Below are 19,964 nucleotides of genomic sequence, written 5' to 3' on the forward strand. Positions count from 1 at the left end.
AATACCGATTTGAAATGAAATTTTTAGGCCCAGGCTTTCCGCAGAAAACGAATCCAGTTTGCTCCGCAAATATTTTGAATATCTTCTTCAGCATACCCGCGATCCCTAAGGATCGGTAGAATTTTTTGAAGATCGGCAATGGTATCAATATCATGCGGACTTTGCTCCTTTCCGAAAGCTCCGTCCAGGTCTGAACCTATTCCCGCATGTTCCGAATTTCCGGCAAGCTGACATATGTGATCGATATGGTCAACTACCGATTCAAGTGAAACACCATCTTCCAGAGGGGTAGATATTTTGCGCTTCCAGGACGAAGAAAGCATCCAGGCGTCAAAAGCTGCTCCAATTACCGCTCCCCTGGATATGAGTTCCCTGAGCTGATCATCGTCAAATTGCCTGTGGTGGGGAACTAACGCCCGGCAGTTCGAGTGGCTTGCCCAAACGGGACCTTTAAACGCATCCAGGGCTTCCCAAAAACTATCATCACACAGATGGGTTGCATCCAGAATAATATTGAGTTCCTCCATCCGTTTCAACAAAGCCCGGCCTCGCTCACCGATTCCCCCCGTCGCATCCGTTCCCTGGGCATAGGTACCTGGTCCGTAATGTGCAGGGCCGATGGCGCGTAATCCACCTTCATAAGCAATATCCAGGTGATCAAGAGTTACAAGTGAATCTGCCCCTTCAAGGCTGCGGATCATACCTATCGCAGTTTGTTCCGGGGCATTTTTCCATGAAGTCAGGTGTGATTCCAGGGCAGGCAAATCGGTGATTTGAACCAGGTGCCCTTCAGCCTCCATGGCGCGGTACCAGGCAAGCTGACCCTGTGTATGTGCCCATGCCTGTTCCGGGGAATGCCAGCTGGCTCCGGGCATAGGATTGCTCCTCCGCGTATATCTCGCAATTTGGGTACCAACCACGACCGCTATATTTCCTTTCTTAAGTGCGGAAAAAGAAACCGTGCCGTTTCCACGGCCGGCCTTATCCGACATGCCGGCTTCCGATTCCCTGATCTCTTCCACACTCCACCGCAGGTCTCGGTTCCATTCCATGGCGTTCATTGAAAGGTCCAGATGAGCGTCGACAAATAAAACCTTTTCGTTATCGTTTTGCATATGCAGAAAGCAATCTATTTAAGCTGAAAAACCGCTTCAATCTCTACGGCAATATTTCCGGGCAGCATCATGCCTACGGCACTCCGAACACCCTTACCAAGGTCCTCACCCCAGAGTTCAACCATCAGATCACTGAACCCATTGATCACCGCAGGTTGATCATGAAATGAGCTCACACTATTGACCATTCCAAAAGTCTTCACAAGACGGTGAATTGAGGAAAGGTCTGCATGCTCACGTATGGTGGAAAGCATCGTCAGACCAACCTGGCGGGCGGTGAGATAACCCTCTTCCACATTGAGATCCATTCCCAATTTACCCTTCACAAGTGAACCATCTTTCCTGCTGGGTCCCTGTCCGGATACATAAAGCATTTTGTCAATGATCAGAACCGGGTGGTAAACGCCGCCTGCCGGCGGAGCCGGGGGGAGCTCCAGGTTCAATGCCGCAAGTCTTTTTTCAATTTCCGACATACTAAATTATTTGATTCAAAAGGAGCACACAAAGCAAACCAACCACCGACACGGTCGTTTCCATTAACGTCCAGGACAGGAGTGTTTCCTTTATGCTTACATTAAAATATTCTTTGAAGAGCCAGAAACCACCATCATTGATGTGCGAAAGTGTGATGCTGCCTGCACCTGTTGCCAGTACCAGGAGTTCGGGCGAAACACCTGTCGTCCCGATAAGGGGCATCATTATGGTGCCCGCGGTCAGGCCAGCCACTGTGGCAGAACCTACGCTCACCCGGATCAAGGCAGCAATAACCCATGCCATCAATAAAGGCGGCATACCGAGGTTACTAAGCGAAGCCCCGAGCTGCTCACTTATGTCGGTCTCAATCATTACTTGCTTCAATGCCCCCGCCCCGGCGATGATGAGCAGAACAACTGCCACTCCTGATACCGCCGTAGCCAATATCTTCATTACATCAACCATCTTTCTACCGGTTCTCACACCCAGAAAATACACAGCAGCCAACACAGACAACAGCATCGCTATCGCCGGATTTCCTATCACCTCTGTAAATAGGCCCGGACCAGTAAATACCTGAAGCAGCGATGCGCCGCCAATCAAAAGAACGGGAAGAAGGGCCACAAATAAGGCTGTACCTACAGAAGGAATTTTATAGCGCTCATCCGTTTCAGCCACATATTCCTTGAGATATGCAGGCTGAATTCGTTTCATGGTCCGTGAAAGCACGAGCTTTGCGACCAGAATGGCTGGAATACCACATATTATTCCATAGATCAGCGTAAGACCAAGATCGGCATTGTACATTTCTGCAATGGCTGTGGGTGCCGGGTGTGGCGGGAGAAAACCATGGGTCACCGACAGGGATGCCAGCATCGGCAGTCCTACATAGAGCAACGGAAGCTTTGTATTCGAGGCAATGGCAATCACGAGGGGAACCAGAATTACGAAGCCCACTGTGTAGAACATAGGAATTCCAACGATGAATCCGGTCACAATCAGGGCCAGTTGGATATGGCGTATGCCGAATTTCTTAACCAGAAAATTAGTAATAGTATTTGCAGCTCCGCTCTCGGCTACGAGTTTACCCAGCATCGCGCCAAATCCAAGAATGATTACCAGGGAGCCCAGCGTACTGCCAATCCCTTTTTGAATCGCATCAACAGATTCTGTAATGTTGAGTCCGCCCGTTACTCCTACGAACAGGCACACAAGAATGAAGGAAATGAATGTGTCCAGTTTTACAACCGTAACCAGCAGAACAAGCAGAATAATCCCTGCAATTAGGGGTAGAAAAACCATGTGTCAGTCGTTTGTCAAGGGTTATCATTAAGGACTGATAATTCAAACTCAGTTTTAATGACCGCGGAAAATACTAAATTAAAACGATCAACACCGCACGGGCAGGAAGTTTTTATACAGGCGGGTGGTTCGAGGCAATGCTAAGTCAGATTAGTTGCTTCTGCATAGTATTTATTCATGAACCGGTTTCAATTTTTGACCTGGATTTTGCGCTTTTTGGTTTCTGTTCCGCCTCCAGTTCGTCGATACGTTTCTGCAGTTCGGCTTCTTTACGGGCGAGTTCCTCCTGTGTAGCCTGAAGCTCTTCCATATTCTGCCGCATCTCCTCTTCCTGTGCCTGCATCTCTTCAGTATTCTGGTTGGCGGTCTGAAGGAGCCGTTGCATCTTCACAGCATTCTGGCTGGTAATCACTGCAGACGCAACAATCTCGCTTATCTTTTCCAGCAATTCGAGATGAATTTTTGTAAAAGGTTTCAAGGATGCGATCTCCAGCACTCCCACGGTTTCTTCATTAAATATCAACGGAATCATGATCAGGGTATTGGGAACTGCCTCTCCCAGACCAGAGGTGATATTGATATAGTTTTGCGGTATTTCCTTGAGGAGAATCGTTTCGCCTTCAAGGAATGCCTGTCCGAGCAGCCCCACATCCACAGGCACCTTTTTTTCAACAAATTTCTTCTTATCGTAGGCAAAGCAGCTCACCAGTTCGAGCATTGCTTCACCTTCATCCTCATTGAGAAAAAAGAGAGCACCCTGATTAGCTTTAAGATACTTAACCAGGCTCGCCAGTAACCGGTCACTCATCTCTACAAGATCGTCCTGATTCTTCCGGATCACCTCAGAGAAAGTTGATATCCCTTCTGAAACCCAGATGCGGTTCCCCTCATTTTCCTTCACTTTAACCATTTGATCCCGCATACTGATCAGTTCACCGGCAATGGTTTCTGTATTCAGATTCCGGTTTTCACGGCTCATTCCTTTCCATTCCACATCGAGGTTTCCACTGGTGATTGACTGAATAAATTCGGCCGCATGGCGGAGATTATCAATGAGGCGGGAAATGACCGTTTCATTATTTTCATTAACATCAGAATTGCTTCCATCATTAAAAACATATTGCTGATTGCTTTCCTTGATCCTTGAGAACAGGTTTTGAATTTTTTTACGGCTTTTTGACAATCGGTAAACCATAATACCCAGCATCATACATCCCATACAAACAAGTAAAAGCTGTGCAAAAAATGCATATTGAGTGATTCGCTGGTAACGTGAATAATTTTCATTTTCCAATTGCTCAAGAAAAAGCCGCATCGAAGTCTGGACTTTGAAGTACTTCGCCCAGAGATCATAGCCGGGATCATTTGCAAACAGGTCGACCGCCTCCTCAGGCTGCCCCTCTGAAATAAACATTACCCCCCGATCCGCCAGAGCGAAATATTCCTTCACCCAACGGTCTACCATGCCAATACTATCCATGTTGGAATAACCAAGGCTCTTCATCTGACTCTGCAGTGAATCCATGTTGGCATTATGTTGTTCCCGGGCAATTTCAAGGGGATTTTTGAAATTTTCCTTCGGAATCATATGATAGCCACGAAACCCGAGATCGATGAGATTTACATTCGTTCCAATCTGATCAATCTGCGCAAGAATTGCCTGCCGCTGCTTGATGAAATCATTGCGCTCGGTGAGTGCGTCGCGACTGATCAGCGCAACGACAAAGTTGTGGAGAATCAATATTACCACGAGGGCGATACCCACCTGGATCATATTTTCAGAACGGAAAAGCCGCTTAAAAAATGAAAGAATCATGGCTAAAAATTATAAATCCTTATTCTACAGTCAAATACCGTATTTTTTTCTACTTTAAATCGTTGATTTCACAACAAACATTCACTGTGTAAGATATTTGGATGAAAAGTGAAAATATTAAGTCACCACACCTGGCATTTCCTTCGAAAGGGTTTTGCCTTACCTTTGTCCTACTATGAAGTCAACACTCCTTTCTGTTCTTATCATCATTACCGGATTTCAACTGCGTTCCCAGCAATATTTCGATACCAACGGCATTCTTAATAAGCAATCATTTGTAACGGTTACTCCCGAAGATATCGGGATCAATGCAGACTCCCTTCACAACGGCATAGAACGTATCATCACTGAAGCCATAGATTCAGGTGCTTTCCCGGGATGCCAGGTTCTGTTGGTGAAAGACGGAATGATCTTCTATGAGCAGGCGTTCGGATACCATACCTATGACAGCCTGATACCCGTGCGAACCGATGATATTTACGACCTGGCATCGGTAACAAAAACCACGGCAGCAACACTTGCCCTTATGAAACTTTCAGATGAAGGCATTTTCGATGTTAACTCCACTTTTGGTGAAATCTTTCCTGACTACAGGCATACAAATAAAGCTGATCTGCCTATGCGTGATGTTCTGGCACACCAGGCAGGCCTCAGGGCATGGATACCCTACTGGTCGGAATCAAAAAGAAAGAATGGTTCATGGAAGCCGCACTCAGTATCGGAAGATTCATCCAAAAATTTCAATTACAAACTTTCAGATGCCAACCTGTTTCTTTACCGCAAATTCCGGGAAAAGAAAATTTATAAAATGATCCGGAAATCTCCCGTCAGCGATCAGAAAGAATACCTGTATTCAGGGTTAACCTTTTATCTGATTCCTGACTATGTGCAGCGAATGACGGCTCAACCATTCGATACATTCCTGGAGTCAAACTTCTATCGGCCTTTAGGCGCAGAAACTCTCGTGTTCAATGCGGGAGAACTGTTTCCCCTGGAGAGAATTGCCCCTACCGAGGTTGATAACTTCTTCAGAATGGATACACTGCACGGGATCGTACATGACGAAGGTGCCGCCATGATGAAGGGTGTTTCAGGCAATGCCGGACTGTTTTCAAATGCACGTGACCTGGGAAAGGTATATCAGATGCTCCTTAACGGGGGTACATACCATCACAGAAGATTTCTGTCGGAAGAGGTCATACATACCTTTACCCGATGCCAGTTTTGCGACTCAGGAAACCGGCGCGGACTGGGTTTCGATAAACCGCTGATCGAATATGACTCCCTGCGAAGCAGTGTGGCAGAAAAAGCAAGTCCGGAAAGTTTCGGCCATACCGGCTACACCGGAACGCTTGTTTGGGCCGACCCAAAAAACGATTTGTTGTTCGTGTTTATGTCGAACCGTGTATATCCCACACGTAATAACAGTACCATTTACAGGTTAAATGTGAGGCCGCGAATTCACAACCTCGTATACGATCTGCTGGATTAATTATTCTCCACCGGGCATGGGCATGGGAACCGTACTTACGGGAGCATCCCAAAGAATTTTCCAATCGCCATCAATCTTCTCCCAAAGAACGAGGTAGTTTCCCTCATCCATAAAAGCGGGCATGGGTGCACCTTCATTGGGTTCAAACCCAAGGGTGTAGGTACCGCGTTCGACAGCAAGATCACCACTTTTCTTTACTTCCTGAACCTGAAGATCGAAGGTCCACGAGCCCATCCCGATTGATTCCTTCCATCTGGCCTTATATTCCTCAATACCTGAAATGGGTGCATCATTCGGAGGAAACTGCATCACATTATCCGCAAAATGCTTTGCTGCCTCATCTATATTTCCTGCTTTATAGTGCGCCACAATTTCGGCATTCTTCGCATCAATAATTTTCATAATATCTGCAGCTGTCTCCTCTTCCATTACCTCTTCGATCACTTCCTCATTCCTGGATTGGTTGTTGCATGAGGTTATGAAAGAAACAATCAGGAATAAATAAATCAGTTTTGAAACATGTTTCATATGGGTTGGTATTAGGTTGGTAATATCTGGAATTTAATAATTTTCTTTAAAAAGAGGAAATCTATTGATTGAATCGCTCAACCTTCATCGCCGCCTCACCATGATCAGGTTTCACCGGAAATTGAAGTTTCCCATCCGTAACTTCAAGAACTTCTGCCATCAGGCCTTTACCCGACAAAGGTGATGTGATACTGATCGTATAAATACCATTGGGTACGCTGAGGGTAATTATTCCGTCATCCACACCAACTGCCTGGATATATCCAGCAAATCTCGTCTTTTCCTCATTCGATAAGGCATAGGTGAGAAACCCGGGTGCGGCCGCAACCACCGACGGATCAGGGTACATTTTCTCCAATGGAAAAGATTCGAGGAATTTTCTCAGTATGAGGAGTTGTGATCTCAGGTTCGTACTCCCTCCTCCCGGAGCCTTGTTCTCCGCTTTACCATCTTCATTTCCCACTGTAAATGAATAATCAAGGTTATTAAATAGTCCACCTCCACTCAGCATGAACCTCCATGCCTGCCGGCGGTAAACCTCATCATCAGAGCCCGCAAAGCCCGATTCATCAAATCCGATCACTTTATTGTAATGGTAATTCCACAGGGCTGCCTCCGGCCAGGCATAGTGAAAATTGATGATGGAAATGCGGTCACTCACTGCCCGAAGAGGTGCCTTGAAATTTGTGTAATTCTGGGCAATGAGGTGCTTCTTGGGTAACGACGATTCCGTTTCCTGAATTGTCTTTGCAATTGCCTCCTGCCAGGTTAACGACTCACTGTCGGCATAATCCGCTTTGTTTGTCCAGTCATTCTCCTTCAGCTCTTCTTTATTCACAATATTCAGGACAGGAACGGTTCGGTCTGACCATGGTTCATTCTGTATTTCAAAGAAGAGATTATTGAATTCATTTAATTCACGAACCACACGTTCCACATACCGTTGCTGCATCTTAAATACCGCCTCATTTTTCATGGTGTGAACATCTCTACGGTCCATTTCAGCTCCACCGGATTTCCAGTTTACCGGGTTTTGCGGGTTGATTTCCCAATGATCATCGGTATATATTGATGAGAACAGCGTTACTTCCACGATAATATCCAGTTCCTCGGCCTGGCGCATAAAATCCCTAAGCCTGGTGAAGTAAGCTTCATTCCATTCGCCTGTATTGTAAATACGCCTTGCACCAATTTCTTCCGATTTCCACGGAACATTGATGAATTCACCCCGCGGTGCCAGGGTATTCTTCGATATTCCAAAGCTTTGTCCGTAAATCTCGAAGTAGCTGCCGGCAAAAATCCGTGTGTAGTTCATCCCTTCTGCTGCCAGTGTTTCCAGGTACTGCACATAATCAAATTCCCTGTTCAATACAGCCCCATAGTGTTCTGCTGAAGTAACGAGTACTGTGGTTTTATCCTTAAAGAGAAAGTAATGACCATTTTCAGGGTGCAGAGTGAGCGGCCTGTTCTGGCCGAATCCGTTGGTAGTTAGCAGCATGACAGAAAGGAACAGAAGTGAAAAACTGGAAAATGATGGCATCGAATAATATTTGAGTGTGTAAAAACGATAAGAATAGAGTTGAACCGGTTCAAAACTTAAATTCCGAAACATCTGTAAAGATCACAATGACTGAACTGTTTATTTTCGGATTGTTCGCATGACGGCAACCGAATGTGGCAGGGATCGGTAAACCAATTTATTTACCGGTGCCATGTTTACAAGTGGAATAATATCATCCGGTGGTTCATTTGCCGTATCGATGAGTAAGCCCCAGCAAAAATTATCGTCCAGCTTTGGCAATTCAAAATCCAGCGCCTCCCAGTAAGAGTTTAATATGGCATAAAATCTTTCCTCCCGCCCTTCCTGGTATAGTTCCAGTGCGATGGCATGTGAAAAATGTCCGAAATCCGGTGAATCCGTTTTAACCCCGTGCCATATTACATCGGTTCCCCCGGGCGTCGACCAAAATGTTTTATCAGAAAATATAAAGCTGTTTTTTCGCTTGAATAGTAATTCCTTTACGAAACTGTATATTTCATCATGACGGTCCACCGCTTTCCAGTCAAACCAATTCTGCTTTGTGTCAAGCGTATAGGCATTGTTATTTCCCAGTAATGTCTTTCGAATCTCATCACCCATCGTTATCATCGGTGGCCCCTGGGACAACAGCAAAATTGTAAAGAAATTCTTGATCTGCTTTTTACGGATCATCGTAGTGACCGGATCATTGGCCGGACCTTCTGTACCGTAGTTATAGCTGAATTCGAGATTGTTCCCGTCCTGATTATTCTCACCGTTCTCCTCATTATGCTTTTCATTGTAGGATACGAGATCATTCATGGTAAATCCGTCGTGGGAGGTAATCAAATTAATACTCCGTTGTGGATCCCTGTCGGCATTTCCAAATAGACGTGCACTTCCGGTAATGACATCGGCCAGATCATGGACGGTGCCATCGTCACCCCGAACAAATTTTCTCACAACATCACGATAGTGGCCGTTCAGGACCGCCCAGCGATCACCCACAAAACTACCTACCTGGTAAAGTCCTGAAGCATCCCATGCTTCAGCAATGATCTTAGTATGAACAAGCCTTGGATCCGAATCAATCGACCAGAGTATCGGCGGGTCCTTCATCGGCAGCCCGTCCTCACCTCTTGAAAGAACCGATGCCAGATCGAAACGAAATCCGTCGATGTGCATTTCCTCCACCCAATAGCGCAGGCTGTCAAGGATCATTCGACGTACCACCGAGTGATTCGCATTGATTGTGTTTCCTGTTCCGGTATCATTGAGATAGGTTGCCGGTTCATCCTTTTTCAAAAGATAATAGCTAAGATTATCAATCCCGCGCAACGATTGGGTTGGACCAAAGGCATCTTCTTCCGCAGTATGATTAAAAACGACATCCAGAATCACCTCGATACCTTCCCGGTGCAGGGCCTTTATCATATCACGAAATTCATTCACAGGGCCCAGTGGATCCTGATTTGAACTATAGGGACGGTGTGGTGCGAAGAAATTGATGGGCTGATAGCCCCAGTAATTAATCTTACCCTCCGGGGCTGACTGGCGGTCAAACTGAAATACGGGCATGAGTTGCACACACCGTATACCCAACTCCTTCAGGTATGGTATTTTTTCGATCAGTCCGGCATAGGTTCCCCGTTTCCTCGCAGGAACCCTTGAACTGGCATCCCGGGTAAATCCCCGAACATGCATTTCGTAGATAACCGAATCGTTAAGTGGTCTGTTCAACGGCTCATCTCCTTCCCAGTCATAGTGGGAGGTATCTACAACGATCGACTTGAGTGCGCTGACTACATTATCCTTGCCATACACAGTAGCCATTTTCCTGTCATAGTGATCATCTATAATAGCCCTTGCGTAAGGGTCAACAAGCACCTTGGTTGGATCGAAGCGGTATCCCTTTTCGGGCTCAAACTGCCCATGAACGCGATAACCATACAACTGTCCATGCCCAATACCTTCGACAAAAATGTGCCAGTAATTTGTAGACTTGTTAATGTCGGGATCAAGAACCAGGGTATGCGTGGGTTCTGTATCACCGGGATTCCGGAAAAGAAGGAGTTCGACGCCTTTTGCGGTGTGCGAATAAATGGAAAAATTCACGCCGTTTTCACTGCAGGTAGCACCTATAGGGGCTGGTCTTCCAACCTCTGTCTTCAGACGATTTATTTTAGCCATGATATACCCTCATTCAAGATTTAGATCCTTTCGGGTCACTCTCAATTTACGATTTTTTCATGGATTGATATGCATAAAAACCCCGTTGTTTCACCATCCGGACACTTATGATTATTAACTATTCCGGACTATTAGTAACTTGTGCTTCAAACAACAAAATATGATGAAAAAGCTTTTCTTATTCGTTACAATTCTATCCGCATTTTCCTGTTCCTCAACACAGGAATCCGAAAAGAAATCACCCGAATCCCCAACACTTGCAGAATATCACCAAAGGCGTGATCCGGATCAGCTGCAAACGGGAAATATTAAAATGATACCGGTGAAAACACCCGTTGGAGAATTCAATGTCTGGACGAAAAGAACAGGAAATAATGAAAACATAAAGCTTCTTTTCCTGCATGGCGGACCCGGTGCGACCCATGAATATTTTGAATGTGCCGACAATTTTCTTCCTTCCGAAGGCATTGAATATTATTATTACGACCAACTTGGCTCGGCCTACAGTGATGAGCCTTCAGATACAAGTCTGTGGAACATCGACAGGTTCGTTGATGAAGTGGAACAGGTGCGTATCGCGTTGGGTCTCGATAAATCGAATTTCTATATTTTGGGTCATTCCTGGGGTGGCATGCTGGCGATTGAATATGCGCTTAAATACCAGCAAAATATTAAGGGTCTGATTATCAGCAATATGATGTCATCCATCCCGGAATACAACCAATATGCGCAGGAAGTGCTCGGACCTCAACTGCCAAAGGATGTGCTGGATGAAATTAAGGCATTTGAAGCTGCGAAGGATTATGGGAATGAGCGGTATCTTGAACTGATCACCACGTATTACTATCCTGAACATGTCCTGCGCATGCCGTTGGAAGACTATCCGGACCCTGTGAATCGCGGACTGGGAAATATAAATCCGGAAATTTATGTTTCCATGCAGGGCCCCAGTGAATTCGGAATATCGGAAGAGGCAAAACTTCGGAACTGGAGCCGGAAGGATGATCTTTCCCGCATCACCGTCCCTACCCTCGTTATAAGCGGTGAGTATGATACCATGGATCCCAGGCACATGGAATGGATGTCTAAACAATTCCCCGATGGTGAATATCTTTATTGTCCGAATGGATCGCACATGAGCATGTACGATGATCAGCAAACCTATTTCACCGGACTGATCCGATTCCTGAAAAATGTAAATGAAACGGAGTGATCCAATTGTTTAATTAAAATGAGGTCGTAATTTCGGCCCTGTCTAAAATCAACAGCTTATGTTTCCGAACATAGACCCAACAACTACATCCTCCTGGAAGTCGCTTCAGGAACATTATACCGGGATGCGCGAAAAGCATCTTCGCGAATTATTTATTGCGGATGAAAAGCGTTTTGAAAGTCTCAGTCTCACGTTTGAAGACATCCTGGTCGACTTTTCGAAGAACAGAATTGACAACAAGACGAGAGCACTGCTTATTTCACTCGCAAATGAATGCAAATTACCGGAGGCTATTCAAGCCATGTTCAGTGGGGAAAAGATCAACGGCACTGAAAAGCGAAGTGTACTTCATGTTGCCTTAAGAAACTTTTCGGGCAGACCCATTTTCGATGGAGACTCCGATGTAATGCCGGAGGTTCAGCGTGTGCTTGGGCAGATGGAGCGGTTTTCTTCCCGTATTATTTCAGGCGAATGGAAGGGTTACACCGGCAGGCCGATCCGTCACCTGGTGAATATTGGTATTGGAGGATCTGACCTGGGACCTGTGATGGTTACCGAAGCCCTGCGCCCCTACCGTCAGGGAAATATGGAGGTACATTTCGTTTCAAATGTAGATGGAACACATCTCGCTGAAACACTCAGAAACGTGGATCCGGAAGAAACACTATTCATCATTGCCTCTAAAACATTTACAACACAGGAAACCATGACCAATGCCCATTCTGCCAGGGACTGGTTCCTGGAATCGGGGGCTGGTGATGAAGACATTTCAAGTCACTTCGTTGCGCTATCAACGAACCGTGAAGGGGTAACTGAATTCGGCATAGATCCGGAAAATATGTTTGAATTCTGGGAGTGGGTTGGCGGCCGCTATTCCCTCTGGTCGGCCATTGGCTTATCAATCGCATGTTACATTGGTTTCGCCAATTACCGTGAACTGCTGATGGGTGCGCATGCCATGGATGAGCACTTCAGGACCACCGATCTTGATTCCAATATTCCTGTAGTACTCGGCTTGCTGGGGATATGGTATAATAATTTCTTCGGATGTGAAACCCATGCCATATTACCCTATGATCAGTACATGCATCGTTTTGCTGCTTACTTCCAGCAAGGTGATATGGAAAGCAATGGAAAATCGACAGACCGAAATGGCAAACACATTGATTACCAGACCGGTCCGATCATCTGGGGTGAACCCGGAACAAACGGGCAACATGCTTTTTATCAGCTGATTCACCAGGGAACCAAGATCATCCCGTGTGATTTTCTTGCACCTGCCATTTCACACAATCCGATCGGAGATCATCATGTTAAGCTGCTCGCCAATTTCTTTGCTCAGACCGAGGCATTGATGAATGGCAAAACAGAAGCAGAGGTTCGCGAGGAAATCGGCAACAATGAAGAACTGATCCCCTTCAAGGAGTTTGCAGGAAACAGACCGACGAATTCCATCCTCTTTAAAAAGCTGACACCCCGAACACTGGGCAGCCTGATCGCCATGTATGAACATAAGATTTTTGTACAGGGTGTGATATGGAATATTTACAGCTTTGATCAGTGGGGTGTGGAACTGGGAAAACAGCTGGCGAAAAAGATATTGCCGGAGCTGGAAAAACCTGGTGAAGTGTCATCACACGATGGCAGCACAAACGGCCTGATCAATGCCTGGAAAAAAATGAAGAGTTAATCAACAATTCTTTTGATACCCGGCTCAAGGTCGGTAAGGCTTGAAATGCGGATCGGGTTTCCTGTTTCTATGCTCGTTCTCGCCGCGATTCCGATCAGGATCGACATGGCGCCATCCCTGCTTCCGGCAGCCCGGTCAAACGGGTCCTTAATTTCGGGATGTTCAAAGATCTGTGCATGGAGCCGTTCATCTCCTCCGCCATGGCCGGATTTGTCGACCGGCACCCGTACTGTTTGAAAGTCATTCCAGAGTTTATGGGTAATGATGAATTCTTCCATGATCTCACCCTCGCCCTGCTGCATTTCCATCCGGTGCATTTCTTCCTGGGAGATTTTCAGGTCCCCCTGATAAGGAATATCAAGCCATGCCTCGATCCGCCCTTTCGTACCATTGAAGGCGACCCGCCACCCTTCGAACGGAGAATACGTGGTTAGCGAATAGTTTACAATTGTGTTGTTTTTGTATTTGATTTGAGCAGACATCTTATCATAAATGTCGATTTCTTCACGAAAGAGGCAGTTATCACGGATATAGCCATCATGTTGTTCGTGATCCACATAGAGATCTGTGAGGAATTGATCGCTCCCTATATCCCAGTAAAAATCACACTGATCCCGGAAGGAACAGGTACGGCAGTTCTTCCCCCGAAATGAATTATTCCTTCCGTAAAATTCAAGGTCACCATAGGCAAACACCTCTTCAGGATCTGAGTCTATCCACCAGTTGAGCAGGTCAAAATGATGTGTGGCTTTGTGAACCCAAAGTGTCCCTCCCATTTCACGCAACCCATGCCATCTGCGGAAATAGCTTGCCCCATGATAGGTATTCAGATACCAGTGAAAATCAACCGAGGTAATTTGACCGATCTCTCCGTTCATCAGAAGCTCCTTCACTTTGGTACTGTAAGGGCTCCATCGGTAGTTAAAGCCTACGATCAACTTCCTCGAGGATCGTCTTTCGGCCTCGAGTATGTCGCGGCACTTGTGCTCATCGGTAGTCAGTGGCTTTTCGGTAAGAACATCAATTCCGGCATTCAGACCCTTAATAATGAACTCATGGTGTGTGGCATCTACGGTCGTCACGATCAGCAGGTCGGGAGATGTCTCAGAGAGCATTTGATCAAAATCGGTAAAGACGGGACAATTCGTTCCGATGAAGGATCTCCCATATTCCAGCCTCCCCGGATTTATATCACTCAGTCCTACGAATTCGAGGATTTCAGCATATTGAGATTGAAGCCGCTTCCCCCAGAATGTAATGCCCCTGATTCCCGTACCCACCAAAGCAATTCTCAGTTTTCGGTTCATGTTGAATTGAAAGCCTGACAACGGAATGGCAGATGACGCAGCCAGCATACTGAGTGATCTGAGAAATTGCCTTCTTTTTACATTCATGGGTTTGAGATTATATCATACCACTCTTCGTATCGTTTATGTACAATTCACCGTTTTTCTTAACGGATATTTCGATACATGCACGACGAATATTTTCATCATTCAGGATGTAGATCACATAATCTGAGGGCTCCACTCCCTCCTTCATATCCACTGAATAGCCCATATCAAGAGTGATTTTCATCGGCCCTTTGATCTTCTTTGAATTCAATATTCTGCCAGCCCGGTATATCTGGATCTTCTTGTCGCCATCCTCAAATTGAGGAAACGTAAAATGCAGCTTAACGTAGGGTAAAACGTCAGCCCTGTTGGATGACTGCTTCTCATTGATATCATAGATCTGATTTGGAGATGGGGGTTTCTTTTTCAGGTAAAAATCAACCTCATAGGAATATTGATCCTCAGCCAGAAATGGCACCTTCGTTTCCTGAAAGAAGGGAATGACGCAGAAAAGTATGGCTATTATCAGCATACATTAAATTTAACGATTGCAAACCGATATAAAAAGCGGGAAACTGACATAAGTCATTGCCGTAAATAATTGGAGTCACCTAATTAGTGGCTATGTACGGCTAGTTTTGGGATTGACAAAATTTTGCCGGGATTAATTCATGCAAACCACATCTACTGTACGCTGTCATCATTGCGGAAGCAAGTGTGAAACCGATCTTCATAAGATTGAGGATAAGACATTTTGCTGCCCGGGTTGCAAGACCATTTTTGAATTATTCGCTGAAAGCGGGAATTCAGCATACTATGAGGGCCGGTCCCTTTCGACTGAGTTGGAGAAATACAGCTTTCTGGACAATTATGAGATTGCCCGGAAACTGATCAACTTTAGCTCAGCGGGCGTTAATCATATCTCCCTAAATCTTCCGGCCGTACATTGCAGTTCCTGCGTATATGTACTTGAGAATTTACCGAAGGTCCATGAGGGTGTGATACGTTTAACCCTTAACTTCACCGAAAAGAAAGCCAGTATCTATTACGATCCGGAATTAATTTCGCTGCGGCAGCTGGCTTCCCTGCTGGACAGCATCGGTTATCCGCCCAATTTTGACACACAGAAATCGGCAACAGAAAATGAAAGTTCCAGGTCACTGGTTATAAAAATCGGTGTGGCCGGTTTTTGTTTTGGAAATATCATGCTGCTCAGTTTTCCATCCTACCTGGGAATGGAATCTGCGGACCTGGATATGTTTGGTCCGTTTTTTCAATCGATAATGCTGTTACTGGCAGTTCCTGTTGTATTTTATGGTGGAAAGGACTACCTGGTTCAGGCATTTAAAAGTATCATTTCAGGGCATATTCATATTGATGTGCCGATCGCCCTGGGGATTATTACCCTTTTTGCCAGAAGCGCGTTTGAGATCATTACCCAGGTTGGAGACGGGTATCTGGATTCGCTTTCAGGACTTGTTTTTTTCCTGCTGTTAGGCCGATGGTTTCAGCAACGCGCCTACAGTCATCTTTCCTTTGAGCGTGACTATACATCCTATTTTCCACTGGCTGTTTTGAAAGAGGTTAATACCGGCGAAACCATTTCAATTCCGGTCGGACAAATTGAAACGGATCATATTCTCATTATTCGCCACAACGAGATCATACCTGCCGATTCTATTCTGCTCTCAGACCAGGCACGCATCGACTATAGTTTTGTAACAGGTGAAAACCGAAGTACCGAGCTTGAAAAGGGAGCATTTTTATATGCCGGTGGCCGTCAGCTGGGGCCTTCGATACGGGTTAAGGCCACAAAGCCCTGCTCACAGAGTTATCTGACCCAATTATGGAACAATCCCGCATTTGATAATCAAAAGGACAACTACCGGCATCTGATGATCAACCAGGTGAGCCGTTATTTTACCTGGATAGTGATTTTAATCGCGGTGGTCGCCGGAGTGGTTTGGCACACTGCCGACCAGAGCAGAATGTGGGAGATTGTCTCAGCGGTTCTCATCGTTGCCTGTCCTTGTGCATTAGCATTGGCTACCCCATTCACCAACGGCAACAGCCTGCGCATCTTCGGACGGAATCATTTATATCTGCGAAATTCAGATACAGCCGAGCAATTGGGTAAAACCGATGTGATCGTTTTTGACAAAACAGGGACCCTAACTTCAGCAGGTGATGGCAAGACCAGTTATGAAGGAAGAAGCTTATCTGTTCACGAGCAACATCTTATAAGCCAACTCGCTGCCCAATCCACCCATCCCATCAGCCGGAAGATCGCTGTCCATATGGTTGAACAGGAGTCTTTACTTCAAATCAAATCATTTGCTGAAATACCAGGCAAGGGCATTGAAGGAGAGGTGGACGGCCATTTTCTTCGAATTGGTTCTGAAAAATGGATTACGGGTTCCCAGCAGAACCGCGGCCGGGTTCTTGTAGAAATCGATGGTGATGTCGCCGGATACTTTCATTTTACGAGCCACCTCAGACCGGGCCTGCAACAGGCGCTGTCGCATCTGGGTAAAGAATATCCGATCATTGTTCTCTCTGGCGACAATGAACATGACAGGTCATGGCTGGCAGAAATCCTGCCCCAGGCAACCGAAATGCAATTTAACATGAGCCCGTTCGAAAAACTGGAATTTATCAAGCAGCTGCAGGTAGGTGGAAAACGCGTCCTGATGATAGGCGACGGACTGAATGACGCCGGAGCCCTTCAGCAAAGTGATGTGGGTTTTGCCGTAACCGAAGATGTAAGCCAGTTTTCTCCTGCCTCTGATGGAATTATCGAGGGCAGCAAACTTATTGACCTTCCCGATTTTCTGCAATTCAGTAACTGGAGTCACCGCATTATTGTATTAAGTTTCATTCTATCATTTCTTTACAACGCGGTGGGTATTTCTCTGGCTGTAGGCGGGTTTCTCACGCCGGTTATCGCGGCGATCCTGATGCCGGTTTCCAGCATTTCCGTGGTGGCTTTTACAACAATTTCGGGTAACTTTTTGGCACGTAAACTACAATTATAATATGTGGGTTCTATTTATTCTGATCAGCGTAAGTCTCCTGGTTGCTTCGGCATTTCTCATTCTTTTCATATGGGCAGTAAAATCCGGTCAGTTCGACGATACCCAAACCCCTTCTCTCAGAATGCTTTTTGATGAAAAAAGAAAATCCACTGATTCTGAGGAAAGTCATAAAACGGCTTGACCCCTCTCAGCCGCTGATTGAAGTCATTTTTACATTTTTGTAGCATGCTTCACCTGATCAGAAAGTATAACAAAGCTGTTCCCAGATATACCAGCTATCCCACTGTTCCGCAATGGAAGGAACCGCAAATGGATCTGGAAAGGTGGAAAGTGCTGCTTAAAAAATCGTTCGAAAAAACGAAAAGCGGTGGTATCAGCGTTTACATCCATCTTCCCTTCTGCGAACAACTCTGCACCTACTGTGCCTGCAATAAACGAATTACGAAAAACCATTCTGTTGAAGAAGGTTATCTGAAATCAGTACTGAAGGAGCTCGAACTCTACATAGAGGTTTTTGGAGAAAAGCCCGTAATTCGCGAACTGCATCTGGGTGGTGGAACTCCCACCTTTTTCCATCCGGAAAACCTTCGTTTTCTGATCACTGAGATCAGAAAAAAATCCGTTGTCCATGATCAGGCGGAAATGTCTTTTGAAGGACATCCGAATAATACTTCACGGGAGCATCTTGAGACTTTATATGAACTCGGTTTTCGGCGGGTAAGTTTTGGTATCCAGGATCTCAATGAAGTTGTACAGCGCGCCATCAACCGAATCCAGCCCTTTGAGAATATATTAAACGTTACGCGCTGGGCCCGTGAGATTGGATACGAGTCGGTAAACTATGATTTTGTTTACGGACTTCCGTTTCAAAATACCAAAAACCTGGCGCTTACCCTTCAGACGGCCCTTAAGTTAAGGCCAGATCGTATCGCATTTTACAGTTATGCCCATGTCCCATGGACAAGTGCCGGACAGCGCGCATATGATGAAAATGATCTCCCGGGAGACCTGGAAAAAGCGAACATGTACTTAATGGGACGAAGGATGTTCAAGGATCGGGGGTATATCGATATTGGAATGGATCATTTTGCACTTCCGTCAGATTCTCTCACCAAAGCGTTAAATGAGGGATTGCTGCATCGCAACTTCATGGGGTATACTGTTGCACCATCTGAGCTGCTTATCGGCTTAGGATGTTCCTCCATCAGTGATGCTCTCACTGCGTACAGCCAGAATGAAAAGAAAGTCGAAGATTATGAAAGAGTTGTAAATGAAGGCAATTTACCTGTTAGCAAGGGTCACTTTCTTACCGTTGCTGAACTTGCCACCCGAAGACAAATTCTTAAAATCGCCTGTGAACGAACACTCACCTGGTCTTCCGTCTCTGAAAAACAAAGAGCTCAGCTTGAGGAAATGGCGGAAGACGGAATCATCGTTCTTTCTGATAATTCATTGAAAGTTACCGATGCCGGTTTGCTTTTTCTTAGAAACGTATGCTCAGTTTTTGACAAACATTTAAATGATCGTCAGAATGAGCGCACGTACAGTAAAGCTGTTTAGACCTTGTAGTCCTCATACCAGCACTCATCAAAGGATTTATCTGAAGGCTTTCCGTCCTTTAAAATCCGTATGACCATCCATATTGTGAAAATATTCAGAATAACGAAAAGAATAAAAACCACCCCAAATGCCAGGTTGGTAAACACACTGATCAGGTAGAATAACAGGATCAGAGTGGTGATTCCTATGGGTTTGTAAATGTTTTCCATCTACAAACCAAAACAGGTCAGATCATAATTTTGTTCGCGGGGATATACATTATCGGACAGGAAAGTTCATGCAGAAGTGTGGAGTGCTGAATCTCACTTGAGACATCCATGATCTTTTCTATTTCTTCATCCAGGATTAGCAAATCAATATTCTGGTTCAAAATATTCGTCTGGATCCGGTCGAAGAGAAACCCTACCTCCAGTAAAAATCTGCAGTGAATCCCATTGTCACCCAAACAATTTTGCTGGATTAATTCCATTTTCTTTTGGGCTTGCTCCTCAAGATAACTGCGTATACTCTTTTTATCGCTCATGTGACTGGTATTTTCAATGAGCCTGTAGGTGATCAGGACATACAGCTGAGCACCCGTCCACCTGCAAAGCGAAACGGCATACGGGATGCTTTTAGAAATAGTGGGATTGAAATCCGTAGGCAATAAAACATTCTTTATCAATACATTATCAGTCATTCGCACATCCCATTTTT

General features: G+C 45.5%; 17 protein-coding genes. 6 read left to right on the top strand and 11 right to left on the bottom strand.

Translation table 11 applies throughout. The features are described from left to right. Nucleotides 1-23 precede the first annotated feature (23 nt). The 4 genes from LDX50_RS00065 to LDX50_RS00080 form a co-directional block, all read right to left on the bottom strand. Nucleotides 24-1,115, bottom strand: a complete 1,092-nt coding sequence (locus LDX50_RS00065) for a dipeptidase (RefSeq protein ID WP_225696356.1) — start codon at nucleotides 1,113-1,115, stop codon at nucleotides 24-26. A 14-nt stretch (nucleotides 1,116-1,129) separates the two neighbouring features. Further along, entirely contained in the window at nucleotides 1,130-1,588 is a 459-nt protein-coding gene (locus tag LDX50_RS00070; RefSeq protein WP_225696357.1) for a RidA family protein, read from the bottom strand. A gap of 1 nt (nucleotide 1,589) precedes the next feature. Next, nucleotides 1,590-2,891 carry a gluconate:H+ symporter gene (locus LDX50_RS00075; protein ID WP_225696358.1) on the bottom strand — a complete coding sequence of 434 codons (1,302 nt, stop codon included), beginning with the start codon at nucleotides 2,889-2,891 and terminating at the stop codon, nucleotides 1,590-1,592. Nucleotides 2,892-3,066: 175 nt separating this feature from the next. Continuing rightward, nucleotides 3,067-4,707, bottom strand: coding sequence for a GAF domain-containing protein (locus LDX50_RS00080; protein ID WP_225696359.1), 1,641 nt, complete (start codon nucleotides 4,705-4,707; stop codon nucleotides 3,067-3,069). A 175-nt stretch (nucleotides 4,708-4,882) separates the two neighbouring features. Here LDX50_RS00080 and LDX50_RS00085 point away from each other — a divergent pair, with 175 nt between their 5' ends. Then, nucleotides 4,883-6,199, top strand: coding sequence for a serine hydrolase domain-containing protein (locus LDX50_RS00085; protein WP_225696360.1), 1,317 nt, complete (start codon nucleotides 4,883-4,885; stop codon nucleotides 6,197-6,199). Here LDX50_RS00085 and LDX50_RS00090 read toward each other — a convergent pair whose 3' ends face one another. The 3 genes from LDX50_RS00090 to glgX all read right to left on the bottom strand — a co-directional run bounded on the left by LDX50_RS00090 (nucleotide 6,200) and on the right by glgX (nucleotide 10,436). Beyond that, nucleotides 6,200-6,727: a YybH family protein gene (locus LDX50_RS00090; protein ID WP_225696361.1), complete on the bottom strand. Its 528-nt coding sequence runs from the start codon at nucleotides 6,725-6,727 to the stop codon at nucleotides 6,200-6,202. It lies immediately after the preceding gene. 61 nt (nucleotides 6,728-6,788) lie between these two features. Beyond that, nucleotides 6,789-8,267: a hypothetical protein gene (locus tag LDX50_RS00095; protein WP_225696362.1), complete on the bottom strand. Its 1,479-nt coding sequence runs from the start codon at nucleotides 8,265-8,267 to the stop codon at nucleotides 6,789-6,791. 99 nt (nucleotides 8,268-8,366) lie between these two features. Then, nucleotides 8,367-10,436, bottom strand: a complete 2,070-nt coding sequence (glgX, locus tag LDX50_RS00100) for a glycogen debranching protein GlgX (RefSeq protein ID WP_225696363.1) — start codon at nucleotides 10,434-10,436, stop codon at nucleotides 8,367-8,369. A gap of 163 nt (nucleotides 10,437-10,599) precedes the next feature. Between glgX and LDX50_RS00105 the strand changes: the two genes are divergently transcribed. Then, nucleotides 10,600-11,649, top strand: a complete 1,050-nt coding sequence (locus tag LDX50_RS00105; protein WP_420828560.1) for a proline iminopeptidase-family hydrolase — start codon at nucleotides 10,600-10,602, stop codon at nucleotides 11,647-11,649. Nucleotides 11,650-11,707: 58 nt separating this feature from the next. Beyond that, a complete protein-coding gene (gene pgi / locus LDX50_RS00110) occupies nucleotides 11,708-13,339 on the top strand; it encodes a glucose-6-phosphate isomerase (RefSeq protein ID WP_225696365.1) in 1,632 nt (543 codons plus the stop codon). On the opposite strand, the gene LDX50_RS00115 is transcribed toward pgi, so the two are convergent. Further along, on the bottom strand, nucleotides 13,336-14,733 hold the full coding sequence (locus LDX50_RS00115; RefSeq protein ID WP_225696366.1) for a Gfo/Idh/MocA family oxidoreductase: 1,398 nt from the start codon (nucleotides 14,731-14,733) through the stop codon (nucleotides 13,336-13,338). The two genes, pgi and LDX50_RS00115, sit on opposite strands and share 4 nt — an antisense overlap. Nucleotides 14,734-14,743: 10 nt before the next feature. After that, nucleotides 14,744-15,205 (bottom strand): hypothetical protein, encoded by a 462-nt coding sequence (locus LDX50_RS00120; protein ID WP_225696367.1) that lies wholly within the window; start codon nucleotides 15,203-15,205, stop codon nucleotides 14,744-14,746. 139 nt (nucleotides 15,206-15,344) lie between these two features. On the opposite strand from LDX50_RS00120, the gene LDX50_RS00125 reads away from it, so the two are divergent. From LDX50_RS00125 to hemN, 3 genes are read left to right on the top strand one after another with little or no spacing between them, the layout of a single operon-like run. Next, nucleotides 15,345-17,708 carry a heavy metal translocating P-type ATPase gene (locus tag LDX50_RS00125; RefSeq protein ID WP_225696368.1) on the top strand — a complete coding sequence of 788 codons (2,364 nt, stop codon included), beginning with the start codon at nucleotides 15,345-15,347 and terminating at the stop codon, nucleotides 17,706-17,708. A 1-nt stretch (nucleotide 17,709) separates the two neighbouring features. After that, entirely contained in the window at nucleotides 17,710-17,889 is a 180-nt protein-coding gene (gene ccoS / locus LDX50_RS00130) for a cbb3-type cytochrome oxidase assembly protein CcoS (protein WP_225696369.1), read from the top strand. A 44-nt stretch (nucleotides 17,890-17,933) separates the two neighbouring features. After that, the gene (gene hemN / locus LDX50_RS00135) at nucleotides 17,934-19,268 is read left to right on the top strand and encodes an oxygen-independent coproporphyrinogen III oxidase (protein WP_225696370.1); all 1,335 of its coding nucleotides are present in this window, start codon (nucleotides 17,934-17,936) and stop codon (nucleotides 19,266-19,268) included. Here hemN and LDX50_RS00140 read toward each other — a convergent pair. Continuing rightward, nucleotides 19,265-19,477 (bottom strand): hypothetical protein, encoded by a 213-nt coding sequence (locus LDX50_RS00140; protein WP_225696371.1) that lies wholly within the window; start codon nucleotides 19,475-19,477, stop codon nucleotides 19,265-19,267. The genes hemN and LDX50_RS00140 overlap by 4 nt on opposite strands. A gap of 17 nt (nucleotides 19,478-19,494) precedes the next feature. Beyond that, on the bottom strand, nucleotides 19,495-19,947 hold the full coding sequence (locus LDX50_RS00145; RefSeq protein ID WP_225696372.1) for a universal stress protein: 453 nt from the start codon (nucleotides 19,945-19,947) through the stop codon (nucleotides 19,495-19,497). Nucleotides 19,948-19,964: the final 17 nt, after the last annotated feature.

This window comes from Fulvivirga sedimenti (assembly GCF_020328055.1).